We start from the raw sequence: 15,322 nt of genomic DNA, 5'->3' as shown, positions 1-15,322 counted from the left end.
TCTTGCGGCTGAGTGACTGCCAACCGTGTCACACAGTGGATGGCGCGTTCTCGCCTAGACTTGCTGAACTGCAGATTTTACCGCTGCAGCTAATGTGCAACCGAGAACGGTCATTTGTCTGGAGAACATCGATGAGCAAGCCGCAACTGATTGAGGCCGTGATGTTTTTCGCTGATGACGGCAGCATCGGTAAGCAGATGTTCTACACCGAATTCGAGACGCTGCTCGATGGCTTGGTGAAAATGCCGGATTTCGCTGACCAGCAGGTTCGTGTCGTCTACATGACGATCAATGCACGCTTGCAGATTCGCTCGGTTGTGTTCTTTTATCTAGACTTCGATGAAAGCGGCGCCCCAGATAGCGGATGGAACATTCCGCTGCAGCAGTTGGCCGAGCGCGCTGGCCGTGGCCCTGATCTGGGTGGCGGGCCGATTCGTCTTGCTTGCCGCAGCCAGTGCCCGGTGTCCTGGCATCAGATGCACCTGTGGGATCCAAGCCTGGCCGCAGGCAACAACGACCTGGCCTTGCTGCGCGACACCGTCAAACTCAACAGCCTCGGCATCCTGCTTCGCGAGGAGGAGGCCAGCAGTGTTTCTCCGGCACGCCTGCAGGTGGCCTCTGAGGATCAATGGTACGCCGCCGACTCGTCCCGGGAGTTGGCCGAGAAGCTTGCCGAGCGGCTGTCTCGCGACTATCGGCAGAAGGCCGCGCAGTTGGTCAAGCAGCAGCGCGAGCGTCTTGCCAGTTTGGGCCAGGAGCATCAGGCCGAGCTCGCTGCCGCCGCGTTACAGGCCAAAACGCAAATTGCCGGCTTGCAGGGGCAGATCCAGGCACAGCAACAGGCTGTACGTCAGCAGGAAATGCTCAACAAGACCCTCAAGGGACAACTGACCGAGCAACTTGCCATTCAGCAGAGTGAGCGCGACGAGATGGCAGTTCGTTTGCGCGCAGCAGAGCGTCATGCACGCACCGAACGTGAAATCCTTCGTGAGCAGTTCGATGAAGAGCTGCGTGCGCGCCTTATCGCTACCCAGGCTGCGGCAGAAGAGCAGGCCCGGCGTCATGAAGCAGAAGCCACGCAGCGCGGTGCCCATCAGGTGCTCGAACGTTTGGCTGGGCAGGGTGTGGTGTTCGTGGTGTTCCATCCGGGTGCCGGCCACCTCACCGTACCGTTACAGGATGTCGACCGTTATTTGGCCAGCCCTTTAGGCTATGCAGCGAGTAAATGCTTTGTGTCCGAAAGCCAATACCGCCAATGGCTGGAGCACTACCAGCGCCCGCGTTGCGAGGGCCTGCAGGCCAGCGGCCAGCGCTGCGACGTAGCGGTGGAGCGTATCGAAACGCCGGGACGCTTCGTGTTGGGTGACTCCAACTGCTGCATGCTGCACAAGGCTGCGGCGCGCCTGCGTACCGTGGGCTGAGTTAAACTCGCAGGCCCTTTCGCTAGTCCCACCGCGTGTTTCCATGAGTCCATTTTCCCTTGCTCTCGCCAGTGGCTGGCGCGCCCATGCGCCGCTGCAGCATCTCTCATTCGATTGGTTGGCTGGCGTTGAGTTGGCGGTATTACGGCTGGATCTGATCGATCCGCTGATCAGTGGCAACAAGTGGTTCAAGCTCGCTCCGCACCTGCACATCGCCGCGCAGCAGGGCGCTCGCGGCATCATCAGCCTGGGCGGTGCCCATTCCAACCACCTGCATGCGTTGGCTGCTGCCGGCCAGCGTTTTTCGTTCGCGACCGTCGGTCTGTTACGCGGCCACCCTCAGAGCACGCCAACCGTCAGTGACTTGCAGCGTTTCGGCATGCAGATTCATTGGCTGGGTTATGGCGGCTATCGTGAGCGTCACCTTGCGGGCTTCTGGACGCAATGGCAGGCGCGTTATCCCGATTTCTATACGGTGCCCGAAGGTGGCGGTGGTTTGCCGGGCGCTCAGGGCTGTGCCGATCTGGTCGAATTGGTGGCAGCGCAATTGCCGTCGCTGGGCTGGAGCGATTATCACGGTTGGTGGCTGGCTGCCGGTACCGGCACCACTCTGGCGGGGTTGGTGATGGGCGAAGGTGGGCGACGACCTGTTCATGCCGCACTGGCGGTGCCGTTCGATCATGGTGTGCCGGAGCAGGTGCAGGCATTGCTGGCGCAAGCGGGTCTGGCCTATGCCGGCTACCAGTTGTTCGATGCATGCCGCGGTGGCTTCGCGCGGCAGGATGCCGAACTGCTGGACTTTATGGCCCGCTGCGAAACCCAGAGCGGTTTACCACTGGAGCCGCTGTACACCGCCAAGGCGCTAATGGCCTTGCGCGAAGCCATTGGCAGTGGGGTGATCGAGGCTGGCTCGCGACTGATCTTTGTGCATACCGGTGGGTTGCAAGGTAGACGAGCGGCCCTCGCGCCTGGTTCTTCTGTCGTTTAACCCTGAACAGGCCAATCGTCGTCGACCAGAAACAGGCGTTGGCGCTCATGCAAATAGCCGGTGGCATCGGGTCGTAAGTCGACCAGCAACTGAGCGTCGGCATGCTCGGGTAGCTCGTCCAGCCAGGCGTGTAGGCGAGAGCTCGACCAGCTCTCCTGCTGTGCCATACGGGCAGGCGCAAGCCATGCGTGGCGCGGCAACGGTTGCCAGCGTGCGTCCCTATCCTTTGCGTGAAACGCTGGCCATTCGCGCCGATGCAGCCAGGTACCGCGCAGATGCGCTGGATGGGCGCCTGCTGGTGGTGAGCAGGTGCGTGCATGGGGATAGAACAGATAGCCGCCGATCCACATGGCAGCCTGAATACGTTTGTCCGTCACGGCGTCCAGAACAGGGCGGGCATCGGGATGTGCCGACAACGGCAATTGATGGGTGGTGAGATGGTCGAGTTTGATATCCAGGCGGTCGTGGCTGCCTGGACCAATCCAGTGTGCCGGCTCTGGCGAGGGCGCACCCAGGTAGAGCTTGATGGCCAACTCCAGATGATGCACGCCGCTGCCATCGCGCAACAGCAGATCCATCTCGCCAAGGGTGTGACCGCCCTGGCGGATCGGCAGATTGGCAGCCAGTACCTCGACGCCAGGTGCTGCGTGCAGGGCGAACTGCCAGAGGCGTTCATAGTAGAGGCCCAAGCGGCGTACCGAGCTGCGCGACAACCAGGTTTGCAGGGGCACGCAATCCTGATCCTGGCGCAGTAACCAGTCCGCCAGCAGACCCGGCTCAGCAGCCCAGGGCGTTTCGATTAACGGATGGCGCTGTTGCCAAGTCGTGCGAGCGAGCAAGGGCGGTGATAACAGCGTCCAGGCCAGATCCCGCACCGCTGGCTGAGTCAGGCGTTGAGGCAGGTCGGCGAGGCAAGCGAAAGGGTTCATGCCGCAAGCATAGGGGCTTTTGTTCGATTGGCGCGAAGGTTTGCTGCTGAAGTAGCGTTTCACCCATAATCGGGACACTAGAGCCAGAGCGTCGCGGGAGCCCCATGGAGCAGTTTCGTAATATCGGCATCATCGGCCGCCTGGGCAGTACCCAGGTGCTAGACACTATTCGCCGTCTGAAGAAATTTTTGCTCGAACGCCAGTTGCACGTGATTCTCGAGGACACCATCGCCGAGGTTCTCCCCGGCCATGGTCTGCAGACATCTGCCCGCAAGCACCTGGGCGAGTTCTGCGATCTGGTGATCGTGGTCGGCGGCGACGGCAGCATGCTTGGCGCAGGTCGCGCCCTGGCCCGGCACAAGGTACCGGTGCTCGGCATCAACCGCGGCAACCTGGGGTTTCTCACCGATATCCGTCCGGATGAGCTGGAATCCAAGGTCGCCGAGGTGTTGGAAGGCAACTACCTCACCGAGAATCGCTTTCTGCTCGAGACCGAAGTGCGCCGTCATTCCGAGGCGATTGGCCAGGGTGATGCGCTCAATGACGTGGTGTTGCACCCGGGCAAGTCCAACCGGATGATCGAGTTCGAGCTGTACATCGACGGCCAGTTCGTCTGCAGCCAGAAGGCCGATGGCCTGATCGTCGCCACGCCGACCGGCTCCACCGCCTACGCGTTGTCGGCGGGCGGCCCGATCATGCACCCCAAGCTGGACGCCATCGTCATCGTGCCGATGTACCCGCACACGCTGTCCAGCCGGCCCATCGTGGTAGATGGTAATAGTGAGCTGAAGATCGTCGTCTCCAAGGATCTGCAGCTCTATCCGCAGGTGTCTTGCGACGGCCAGAACCACTTCACTTGCGCCCCTGGCGACACCATCACGGTGCGCAAGAAATCCCAGAAGCTGTGCCTGATCCACCCGCTGGATCACAACTACTATGAGATCTGCCGAAACAAGCTGGGATGGGGTAGCCGGCTCGGCGGCGGAGGCGACTGATGCAGCTCGACTCGTCTCGCGGTTATGACCTGATCGGAGATATCCATGGCTGCGCCAATACCTTGGTGCATTTGCTTGAGCGCTTGGGCTATCGCCGTCAGAACGGTACCTGGCGCCACCCGCGGCGTATGGCGATTTTTCTGGGTGATCTGATCGATCGTGGCCCGCACATTCGCGAGGCGGTGCACCTGGTGCACGATATGGTGCGTGCCGGCGAGGCGCTGTGCATCATGGGCAACCACGAGTTCAACGCGCTCGGCTGGATGACACCGGCGCCGCCCGGTAGTGGCCGACAGTATGTGCGTGAGCACAGTCCACGGCATGCGCGGCTGATTGGCGAAACCCTCAAGCAGTTCGACCCGTACCCCGATGAGTGGCGCGATTTCCTGGCCTGGTTCTACGAACTGCCACTATTCATTGATGCTGGGCATTTTCGTGTGGTGCATGCCTGCTGGGACGACGGAATAATCGCACCGCTGCGCCAGCAGTTCCCGGACGGTTGCATCGACGAACACTTCCTGCAAGCTTCGGCAGTGCCCGGCAGTTACGCCTGCACTGTGCTTGATCGATTGCTGCGCGGTACCGACATGCGCCTGCCTAATGGCCTGAGCATGACCAGTGGCGATGGCTTCACCCGCTCGTTCTTTCGCACCAAGTTCTGGGAGGACAACCCGCAGACCTACGGCGACGTAGAGTTCCAGCCCGATGCCTTACCTGAGTTGGTGGCGCAGATGCCGCTCAATGAAATGCAGAAGACCGAGCTCTTGAAGTACGGCCCGGAACAGCCGTTGCTGTTCGTGGGCCACTACTGGCGCAGCGGCATTCCTGCGCCGATTCGCCCCAACCTGGCCTGCATCGACTACAGCGCGGTGATGTACGGCAAGTTGGTGGCTTACCGCCTGGATCAGGAAACCCGCCTGGATCCGCACAAGTTCGTCTGGGTCGACGTAGAGAAACCAGAGGCCCCACGATGAGCGCCGTGATCGCCTTGCGTGTGCCGCTCGATGCGGATATGGCGCCTTTCATTGCGCTGCTGCGCAATCTGGGCGTTGCCCACCGAGTGGCGGAACAGGCCAATGAGCAAGTGCTCTGGGTGCCCGACGAACACACGGCGGGTCAGGTACGTGAGCTGTATGCCCGGGTGCCGGAGGGCGATCCCAATCTGCAGCCGGTGCGTACCCAGGCCGTGCGCGAGCGCCCCGGCTTGCTCTCTCAGGCAAAAGGCAGCCCGCTGACGCTGATCGTGCTGGCGCTGACGCTGCTGGTCGCACTGCTGACCTGGGGCGGTGAAGACTACGATGTGGTCCGCTGGTTGAGCTTCGTCGACTTCCATATCGATGGTCAGTACATCTATTTCGGCACCTTCACTCAGGCGATGGACAGTGGCCAATGGTGGCGCGTGCTCACGCCAATGCTGCTGCATTTCGGCCTGCTGCACCTGACCATGAACAGCCTGTGGTATTGGGAACTGGGTCGCCGCATCGAGGTACGTCAGGGCGCCGTGATGCTACTGCTGCTAACGCTGTGGTTCGGTCTGGCAGCCAACGTGGCGCAGTATATCTACGGCGGGCCAGCCTTGTTCGGCGGCCTGTCCGGCGTGCTCTACGGCCTGCTTGGGCACTGCTGGCTGTTCCAGTGGCTGGCCCCGAATGAGGCCTACAAGCTGCCGCGCGGCGTGCTGGTGAGCATGCTGGTCTGGCTGTTGATCTGCATGACCGGCGTTTTCGAGCTGTTGCAGTTCGGCGCCATCGCCAACGCTGCCCATGTCGGTGGATTGGTGGCAGGGTGCGTCACCGGGCTGATTGGCGGTCTGCTGGCACGGCGTTTACAGCACGGTTGATCCCCGTAGCTGCCTCGGCTTGAGGGTCGAGATAGGGTAGAATCAGCGCTTTTCCAGCCTCGGAGCCAGTCATGTCCTCCTTCGTCGAATTGATCCGCAACATCACCCCGGACGTGTATGACAGCCTCAAGCTGGCCGTCGAGATCGGCAAGTGGCCGGACGGCCGCAAGCTCACTCAGGAGCAGAAGGAATTGAGCCTGCAGGCGATGATCGCCTGGGAGATCGAGAACCTGCCCGAGGATCAGCGTACCGGCTACATGGGGCCCTCCGAGTGCGCCTCGAAGTCCGCGCCGATCCCCAATCTGCTCTACAAATCGTCGGAAACCCTGCACTGATGTTAGAAGTAGCCCGTGGCGCCATGAGCAAGATGACAACCCAGCTCGACGCGCCAGTGCAGTATGCGTTTCGCCTGGGTGACGAGCAGATCGCCGTCAACCCGATGATCGGCAAGACCGTGCGCCTGGAGTTCCTGGGCGCGATTCATTGCAGCCATTGCGGCCGTAGAACCAAGACCAGTTTCAGTCAGGGTTATTGCTACCCCTGCATGCAGAAGCTTGCCCAGTGCGACCTGTGCATCATGAGCCCGGAACGCTGCCACTATGACGCCGGCACCTGCCGCGATCCCGGTTGGGGCGAGCAGTTCTGCATGACCGATCATGTGGTCTACCTGGCCAACTCGTCGGGCATCAAGGTCGGTATTACCCGCGCCACGCAGATCCCCACGCGTTGGATCGACCAGGGTGCGACTCAGGCGTTGCCGATCATGCGCGTGGCTACCCGTCAGCAGTCCGGTTTCGTCGAAGACCTGCTGCGCAGCCAAGTGGCCGACAAGACCAACTGGCGCGCGTTGCTCAAGGGCGATGCGACGCCGGTCGATCTGCTCGCCGTACGCGAGCGGATTTTCGAGGCTTGTGCCGAGGGCATGAGCGCGCTGCAGCAGCGTTTCGGCCTGCAGGCGTTGCAGCCGCTCAATGACCTGCCAGTGGTTGAAATTGCTTACCCGATCGAGGGCTATCCCGGCAAGATCACCAGCTTCAACCTGGACAAGAATCCCGTCGCAGAGGGCACGCTGCTGGGCATCAAGGGTCAGTACCTGATGTTCGATACCGGCGTGATCAATATCCGCAAGTACACCGCTTACCAGATCGCAGCCAGCTGCGCCGCCTGACCGGCAGGCGCTGCTGACGCCATTCACCTGTCTGCCACGCCAATGGGCGTGGCATCGAAGAGGTTCCCATGCGCACCGAGCAATCGAAGACCATCTACCTGAAGGACTATCAGGCGCCGGATTACCTGATTGACGAAACTCACCTGACCTTCGAGCTGTTCGAGGATCACACCCTGGTGCACGCCCAGTTGGTGATGCGCCGCAACCCGGCGCTGTCGGCTGATCTACCTGCGCTGACCCTCGACGGTCAGCAACTGGAACTGCTCGAGTTGAAGCTCGATGACCGTGAGCTGAGCGCCACCGACTACACGCTCACCGACAGCCACCTGACCCTGCAGCCGACCCAGGCCAGCTTCGTCGTCGACAGCAGCGTGCGCATCCACCCGGAAAGCAACACCGCACTGGAAGGGCTGTACAAGTCCAGTGGCATGTTCTGCACCCAGTGCGAGGCTGAAGGCTTCCGCAAGATTACCTACTACCTCGACCGCCCGGACGTGATGAGCAGCTTCACCACCACGGTGAGCGGCGACAAGCAGAAGTACCCGATCCTGCTGTCCAACGGCAACCCGGTCGCCAGCGGCCAGGAAGACGACGGTCGGCACTGGGCGACCTGGGAAGACCCGTTCAAGAAGCCGGCCTACCTGTTCGCTCTGGTCGCCGGTGATCTCTGGTGCGTGGAAGACAAGTTCACCACCATGAGCAGCCGCGAAGTGACGCTGCGCATCTATGTCGAACCGGAAAACATCGACAAGGTGCAGCACGCTATGGACAGCCTGAAGAAGTCCATGAAGTGGGACGAAGAGGTCTACGGTCGCGAGTACGACCTGGACATCTTCATGATCGTCGCGGTCAACGACTTCAACATGGGCGCCATGGAGAACAAGGGCCTCAACATCTTCAACTCCAGCGCCGTGCTGGCCCGCGCCGAGACGGCCACCGATGCCGCGCACCAGCGCGTCGAGGCGATCGTCGCCCACGAGTACTTCCATAACTGGTCGGGTAACCGGGTAACCTGCCGTGACTGGTTCCAGCTGTCGCTCAAGGAAGGCTTCACGGTGTTCCGTGATGCAGCGTTCTCGGCCGACATGAACTCGGCGACGGTCAAGCGCATCCAGGATGTTGCTTACCTGCGTACCCATCAGTTCGCCGAAGATGCAGGCCCCATGGCCCATCCGGTGCGCCCGGATGCGTACATGGAAATCTCCAACTTCTACACCCTGACCATCTACGAAAAGGGTTCCGAAGTGCTGCGCATGATCCACACCCTGCTGGGCGAAGAAGCCTTCCGCAAGGGATCGGATCTGTACTTCGAGCGCCACGATGGTCAGGCCGTGACCTGCGACGACTTCGTCAAGGCCATGGAAGACGCCAGTGGCATCGACCTGACCCAGTTCAAGCGCTGGTACACCCAGTCGGGCACGCCGCGCCTGGCCGTCGGCGAGCGTTACGACGCTGCTGCCAAGACCTACACGCTGACATTCACCCAGAGCTGCCCGGCTACGCCAGGGCAGAGCGAGGGCGACAAGTTGCCCTTCGTTATGCCGGTGCTGCTTGGTCTGCTCGACTCCCAGGGCAACGACCTGCCTCTACGCCTGCAGGGCGAGTCCGCTGCCGGTGGCAGCAGCCGCGTGCTGTCGGTGACCGAGGCGCAGCAGTCGTTCACCTTCGTCGATATCGCCGAGAAGCCGTTGCCTTCGCTGCTGCGTGGCTTCAGTGCACCGGTCAAACTGAGTTTCCCCTACGACCGCGATCAACTGATGTTCCTGATGCAGCACGACAGCGATGGTTTCAATCGCTGGGAGGCGGGTCAGCAGCTCAGCGTTCAGGTGTTGCAGGAGCTGATCGGCCAACACCAGCGTGGCGAGAAGTTGGTGCTCGATCAGCGACTGGTCAGCGCATTGCGCACCCTGTTGCAGGATGACTCGCTTGATCAGGCCATGGTCGCCGAGATGCTTTCGCTGCCGGGTGAGGCCTACCTCACCGAGATCAGCGACGTGGCCGATGTCGACGCCATCCACGGCGCCCGCGAATTCGCCCGCCAGCAGTTGGCCGAGGCCTTGTTCGAGCCGCTGTGGCAGCGTTATCAGGCCAACCGCGAGGTGTCGCGTACTACGCCCTACGTGGCCGAAGCCGAGCACTTCGCTCGTCGCGCCCTGCAGAACATCGCGCTGTCGTACCTGATGCTGACCGGCAAGCCCGAGGTTCTGGCGGCGACGCTGGAGCAGTACGAGGCGTGCGACAACATGACCGAGCGCCTGACTGCTTTGGCGGTGCTGGTCAACTCGCCGTTCGAAGCCGAGCGTGCGAAGACCCTGGAAGCCTTCGCCGAGCACTTCAAGGACAACGCCCTGGTCATGGATCAGTGGTTCAGCGTCCAGGCCGCCAGCACCTTGCCCGGCGGCCTTGCACGTGTTCAGGCTCTGATGGAGCACCCGGCATTCACCCTGAAGAACCCGAACAAGGTACGTGCATTGATCGGTGCGTTTGCCGGCCAGAACCTGGTGAACTTCCATGCTGCCGATGGCAGCGGTTATCGCTTCCTAGCCGACCAGGTGATCGTGCTCAACGCCCTCAATCCGCAGATCGCCTCGCGCCTACTGGCACCGCTTACCCGCTGGCGCAAGTACGGCAGCGAGCGCCAGGCGCTGATGACGGCGGAGCTGGAGCGGATTCTCGCCTCCGGTGAGCTGTCGGCGGATGTCTATGAGGTGGTGAGCAAGAGCCTGGCCTGAGCAGTCGGGATGGGCGACCTCTTCCGGTAGGAATGTCGCCCTATAGGCGAAGCGTTAGTGGCTTTCACGCGACATCTGCGTTGTCCGTGCGATTCGCCCGCAAGCAGGCTCCTACAAAGGCGGGTTGCCGCAGCAGAATTGGGTGTCTGGCTCAGTTGTGTAGGAGCCCGCTTGCGGGCGATGCAATAGTGGCCTGACTGCGACTGCAGCAATCGCCGCGGCGCTGGCATTCATTCGATTGCCGGCTGTCCAATCTGGATGCAGATCCTCTGCAACCATTAGAAACTCTCTGAAGGTCTGAAAAGTTCGTTCTAGAGCGGTTTGACTTGATTTAACGCGCATCATCGGGCCGAATGTTACCGTTCGTTCCCGCAGTAACGTTTTTCGTTACCTGGCGGAATCAAAAGTTACCTTCTTATAAGTCGACACACTTAATATTCGACGCTAGCGATTGACTAGCACGTGTGGCTGTGTGCGCTTCGCACCGCTTTCTGGGGAGGAGGCGGTTGAAAAGGCAGTAATCGAGAACTATTGGTCAGTGGACGATCAGTCATAAAAAGACGGTGCGGGGCTGCTCTGGAAAAGCGGTTTCGGCTAATACGATCGTTTGAATTGGCACCAAGGTTGCACTGCATAAGGCAGTGATGCCAGCCAGTTCAGCGCAATGACAGGACACCCAACAAGGTGTCCGCCAGGCCCACCGAAAATCGGGCCGGATAGAACAACGACTGTCTGTCTGCGGAGTAGAGATTCAATGCGTATCAAGTCCTTTGAGCCGGCCTTGCGCCTGGTTCCGGCGAAGGCGGGTTATGCCCTGGCCAGCGTGTTACCGCTGCTGGTCGCGGTACCCGTACAAGCGGTGGAGTTCAGCTTCGCCGACAACGAAATCAGTGGCTCGCTCGACACCACGCTGTCCTACGGGCAGCTGTGGCGTGTGCAGGGGCAGAGCAGAAGCAACGACGACGTCAACGTCAACGACGGCAATCGCAATTTCGGTACCGGACTGGTTTCCGAAGTGTTCAAGATCACCTCCGATCTGGAAGTGAATTACCAGAACTACGGCGTCTTCGTGCGCGGCACAGCGTTCTATGACACCCAGATCATGGATAAGCGCAACGACTTCAACAGCGGCAACAGGCCCGCTCAGCCGAGCCAGAACTTCCCGGATGACGACAGCTTCACCCGGGACACTCGGCACAAGGCCGGACGCGATGCGCAGATCCTCGATGCCTACGTGTATGGCAACTGGGATGTCGCCGAGCGTCCGGTCAGCGCGCGTCTGGGCCGGCAGGTGTTCAACTGGGGTGAGGGAGTGTTCTATCGCGGTGGCGTGAACACCAGCAACCCGGTGGACGGCGCACGTTTCCGACTGCCCGGTTCGGAAATCAAGGAAGTGCTGATCCCTGTCGAGGCGGTCAGTTTCAATATCGGCCTGACCGACAATCTGTCGATGGAGACTTTCTATCAGTTCAACTGGAAGGAAACCGCCATCGACCCGGTAGGCAGCTACTTCTCCGAGACCGACCTGTTCGCCGAGGGCGGCAACACGGCTTACACTCGTCAACCTGCATTGATTCCGCTGGCTGGGTTGTACAGCGGCCTTGGCGCTACGGGTGGTCTACAGGGTGGCCGTAACGTGGACGCCAATGGCTATATCAAGGTGGCCTCCATCGGCAAGGACATCAACGCCAAGAACGACGGTCAGTTCGGCGTAGCTTTTCGCTATATCGCCGAGCAATTGAACTCGACCGAATTCGGCTTCTACTTCGTTAACTATCACTCGAAAGAACCTGTTGTCGCGGCGGATCTGGGCGACTACGCAGGTCTGGATTTGGCGACTATCGCAGGTACATGTGCCGCATTAGGGCCTGCCTGTCCAAACCCGGCTCTTGCCGCAGGTGGCTTGGCCACTATTGATGTCGCCAACCAAGTTAACGCCCGCCGCGAGTACGTCGAAGATATCCGCATGTACGGCTTCAGCTTCAATACCACCCTGGGCAATGCCTCTCTGTTCGGTGAGCTGTCCTATCGGCCGAACCTGCCGATCGGTGTCGCTGCGACCAACGACCTACTCGGCGATCTGCTGCGTCAGGCGCCACAAGTGGTGCAGGGCCAGCAGGTGAATATCGGTGGCAGCGCTCTGCAGCTCGGCGAGCAGATCCACAACTACGAGCGGGTCGAGGCCTATAACGCGTCGCTGGGTACCATCTACAATTTTGGCCCGTCACTGGGTTTCGATGCCCTGACCGGCGTGGCCGAGCTGGCCTCCGAGCACCTGCGCGGCAGCGACCTGAAGTACACGGCCTACGATGGTTCGACCCGCTACTACGCCGGGCGCGGCGACTCCTCCTATGTCTTCGGCTATGGCCGCAGTTACCAGGTCAACAAGAACGCCTATGGTTACACCCTGGTGCTGTCCGGCACCTGGAACGACGTCCTGGCCGGGGTCAACCTGTCGCCCTTCGTCGTCTACAAGGATGACTTCGAGGGTAACTCCTACCAGACCGGCAATTTCATTGAGGGCCGCAAGGCTTACACCCTAGGTATGAAGGCCAGCTACATGAACAGCCTGGAAGCCGAGCTGCAGTACACCGAGTTTTCCGGTGGTGGTAACAATAACGCCGTGCGCGACCGCGACAATATCGGCGTCAACGTCAAATACTCCTTCTGATCACGGAGATACAGGATGCTGAACATCAAAGGCGTTGCAGTCGCGCTGGTTCTGCTGGCCGGTAACAGCCTGGCGGCGGTATCGCCTCAGGACGCGGCCAAGCTGGGCGCCAGCCTGACGCCGCTTGGCGGTGAGAAGGCCGGCAACGCAGCGGGCACCATTCCGGCCTGGACGGGCGGAATCACCCAGGCACCGGCTGGTTATCAGGGCTCGGGCAAGCACCATGTCGATCCGTTCGCGGACGACAAACCGCTGTTCACCATCACCAAGGCCAACCTGCAGCAGTACCGGGACAACCTCACGCCCGGGCAGATCGCACTGTTCGAAGCCTACCCGGATACCTACCAGATGCCGGTGTACGCCAGCCGCCGCTCCGGTTCGGCGCCGCAGTGGGTCTACGACAACACGGCGAAGAATGCCGTCAGCGCCAAACTGCTCGACGGCGGCAACGGCTTTGCCGATGCCTTCGGCGGCATTCCGTTCCCGATCCCGCAGAGTGGTGTCGAGGCGCTCTGGAACCACATCGCCCGTTATCGCGGCACCTACATCGTGCGACGCGCCTCGGAAGTGGCGGTGCAGCGTAATGGCTCCTTCTCGCTGGTCACTTCGCAGCAGGAGGCGATGTTCAAGTTCTACGATCCGCAGGGCAGTTACGCCAACCTGAACAATATCCTGTTCTACTACCTGTCCTTCACCCGCAGTCCGGCGCGTCTGGCCGGTGGTGCGGTGCTGGTTCACGAGACCCTCGATCAGGTCAAGGAGGCGCGCCAGGCTTGGGGTTACAACGCCGGTCAGCGCCGCGTTCGGCGGGCACCGAACCTCGCGTATGACACACCGATCTCCGCAGCCGATGGCCTGCGCACCGCCGATGATACGGACATGTTCAATGGCGCCCCGGATCGTTACGACTGGAAGCTGCTCGGCAAGCGGGAAATCTACATCCCTTACAACAACTACAAGGTCACCAGCCCGCAGGTCAAATACAAGGATCTGCTGCAGGTCGGTCACCTCAATCCGGCTTTCACTCGCAGTGAGTTGCACCGGGTGTGGGTTGTGGAGGGCACGCTCAAACCCAGCGCCCGGCATATCTACTCCAAGCGCACACTGTATCTCGACGAGGACAGCTGGCAGGCCGCGGTGGTCGATCAGTACGATGGCCGCGGTGAATTGTGGCGCGTGTCTCTGGCGTACCTGAAGAACTACTACGAGCTGCCGACTACCTGGTCTGCGCTGGATGTGTTCCACGATCTGCAGGCGCGTCGTTACCACGTGCAGAATCTGGATAACGAAGAAGCCAACACCATCGACTTCAGCCAGCCGGTTGCCAATGATGGTTACTTCACGCCGGCTGAGTTGCGCCGCCGAGGAACTCGCTGAGTCGATGGCGTGATTGATTGCGCGGCTGTCATTCGCGCGGTCGATAACGCGGGCTTTTTCTTACAAAACAGTGGATTTTGGATCCGCAAAGGCCGCTAGCATGAGCGTCGTTTCACAGGCGCTGGCAATAACAAGAAGAAGGGGGAGTTTTGTATGAGTGAGCCCATTTTGCGGCGCATCAGGGGCGGGAAAAGCGTGCAGCCCGTGCTGCAGGCACTATCGCTGTGCGCGCTGCTGGTGGTTGCCGCGCCGCTCGTGCAGGCGCAAGCCGCTGGCGAGGCGGCGACCTATTCGGTGCCGTCTGCGAAGGCCGTTTCCAGCCTCCTGCTCGATATCGCCCATGCCGGTAAACGCCTGGTCGCGGTCGGCGAACGCGGCCACATCCTCTATTCCGATAACGACGGTGCGAACTGGGAGCAGGCCAAGGTGCCCACCCGGCAGATGCTCACCGCGGTGTTCTTCGTCGACGACAAGCACGGCTGGGCGGTCGGTCACGATGCCCTGGTACTGGCTACCACCGATGGCGGGGCCACCTGGAGCAAGCAGTTCGAGGATCTGCAGCGCGAGGCGCCATTGCTCGACGTCTGGTTTAAGGATCTGCAGCACGGCTTCGCCATCGGCGCCTACGGTGCGCTGTTGCAAACCACCGATGCTGGCACCACCTGGGAAGATGTCAGCGACCGTCTCGACAACGAAGACGCCTATCACCTCAACGCTATCACCGAGGTGAAGGACACCGGCCTGTTCATCGTTGGCGAAATGGGCAGCCTGTTTCGCTCCGTCGATGGCGGAGAAACCTGGGAGACTCTGGAAGGGCCATACCAGGGCTCGCTGTTCGGCGTGCTGGCCACCGGCGAGCCACAGGGCCTGCTGGTCTATGGCCTGCGCGGGCATCTGTTCCACTCTGCCGACGGCGGCGACAGCTGGCAGCAGATTGCGCTCACGACTGCCAGCGGCGGCATCCTGGAGTTCGGCCTGGCCAACGCTAGCTTGCTCGACGACGGCAGTATCGTGGTGGTCGGGCATGGCGGCAGCGTGCTCAAGAGTACCGATCATGGAAATAGCTTCAGCGTATTCAATCGCCCGGATCGGGTGTCGCTGGCAGGTGTGACCGCGGGTGCCGATGGCAAACTGATTCTGGTGGGGCAGGGCGGCGTACGCCTGGCCTCGTCGACCGGTGCCAATCCAGGCCAACAATAAC

12 protein-coding genes are annotated in these 15,322 nt (G+C 61.1%); 11 read left to right on the top strand and 1 reads right to left on the bottom strand.

Annotated features, from left to right (window positions below; translation table 11 throughout):
- Nucleotides 1-131 precede the first annotated feature (131 nt).
- Nucleotides 132-1,421: a chromosome partitioning protein ParA gene (locus tag ACZ3GY_RS09325; RefSeq protein WP_465909772.1), complete on the top strand. Its 1,290-nt coding sequence runs from the start codon at nucleotides 132-134 to the stop codon at nucleotides 1,419-1,421.
- Nucleotides 1,422-1,464: 43 nt separating this feature from the next.
- Complete coding sequence (locus ACZ3GY_RS09320) at nucleotides 1,465-2,409, top strand: 1-aminocyclopropane-1-carboxylate deaminase/D-cysteine desulfhydrase (RefSeq protein ID WP_465909770.1); 945 nt, start codon at nucleotides 1,465-1,467, stop codon at nucleotides 2,407-2,409.
- On the opposite strand, the gene ACZ3GY_RS09315 is transcribed toward ACZ3GY_RS09320, so the two are convergent.
- Nucleotides 2,406-3,338: a DUF1853 family protein gene (locus ACZ3GY_RS09315; RefSeq protein WP_465909769.1), complete on the bottom strand. Its 933-nt coding sequence runs from the start codon at nucleotides 3,336-3,338 to the stop codon at nucleotides 2,406-2,408. The two genes, ACZ3GY_RS09320 and ACZ3GY_RS09315, sit on opposite strands and share 4 nt — an antisense overlap.
- Nucleotides 3,339-3,442: 104 nt before the next feature.
- Here ACZ3GY_RS09315 and ACZ3GY_RS09310 point away from each other — a divergent pair, with 104 nt between their 5' ends.
- From ACZ3GY_RS09310 to ACZ3GY_RS09270, 9 genes are all read left to right on the top strand, one after another.
- Nucleotides 3,443-4,333, top strand: coding sequence for an NAD(+) kinase (locus tag ACZ3GY_RS09310; protein ID WP_225831572.1), 891 nt, complete (start codon nucleotides 3,443-3,445; stop codon nucleotides 4,331-4,333).
- A complete protein-coding gene (locus ACZ3GY_RS09305) occupies nucleotides 4,333-5,307 on the top strand; it encodes a metallophosphoesterase (protein ID WP_463564508.1) in 975 nt (324 codons plus the stop codon). The genes ACZ3GY_RS09310 and ACZ3GY_RS09305 overlap by 1 nt, the downstream gene beginning before the upstream one ends.
- A complete protein-coding gene (locus tag ACZ3GY_RS09300) occupies nucleotides 5,304-6,173 on the top strand; it encodes a rhomboid family intramembrane serine protease (RefSeq protein WP_465909767.1) in 870 nt (289 codons plus the stop codon). The genes ACZ3GY_RS09305 and ACZ3GY_RS09300 overlap by 4 nt, the downstream gene beginning before the upstream one ends.
- 71 nt (nucleotides 6,174-6,244) lie before the next feature.
- Nucleotides 6,245-6,508, top strand: a complete 264-nt coding sequence (locus ACZ3GY_RS09295) for a YeaC family protein (protein ID WP_465909766.1) — start codon at nucleotides 6,245-6,247, stop codon at nucleotides 6,506-6,508.
- Nucleotides 6,508-7,341, top strand: a complete 834-nt coding sequence (locus ACZ3GY_RS09290; protein WP_465909765.1) for a DUF2797 domain-containing protein — start codon at nucleotides 6,508-6,510, stop codon at nucleotides 7,339-7,341. The genes ACZ3GY_RS09295 and ACZ3GY_RS09290 overlap by 1 nt, the downstream gene beginning before the upstream one ends.
- Nucleotides 7,342-7,409: 68 nt before the next feature.
- Nucleotides 7,410-10,073 carry an aminopeptidase N gene (gene pepN, locus ACZ3GY_RS09285; RefSeq protein WP_465909763.1) on the top strand — a complete coding sequence of 888 codons (2,664 nt, stop codon included), beginning with the start codon at nucleotides 7,410-7,412 and terminating at the stop codon, nucleotides 10,071-10,073.
- 754 nt (nucleotides 10,074-10,827) lie between these two features.
- Entirely contained in the window at nucleotides 10,828-12,744 is a 1,917-nt protein-coding gene (locus ACZ3GY_RS09280) for a DUF1302 domain-containing protein (protein WP_465909762.1), read from the top strand.
- Nucleotides 12,745-12,759: 15 nt separating this feature from the next.
- Nucleotides 12,760-14,121 (top strand): DUF1329 domain-containing protein, encoded by a 1,362-nt coding sequence (locus ACZ3GY_RS09275; protein ID WP_465909760.1) that lies wholly within the window; start codon nucleotides 12,760-12,762, stop codon nucleotides 14,119-14,121.
- A 153-nt stretch (nucleotides 14,122-14,274) separates the two neighbouring features.
- Nucleotides 14,275-15,321, top strand: coding sequence for a WD40/YVTN/BNR-like repeat-containing protein (locus ACZ3GY_RS09270; protein WP_465909759.1), 1,047 nt, complete (start codon nucleotides 14,275-14,277; stop codon nucleotides 15,319-15,321).
- Nucleotide 15,322 lies beyond the last annotated feature (1 nt).

This window comes from Pseudomonas sp. PME37.24/006, assembly GCF_055556635.1.
This window is presented reverse-complemented; position numbering and strand designations above follow the sequence as displayed.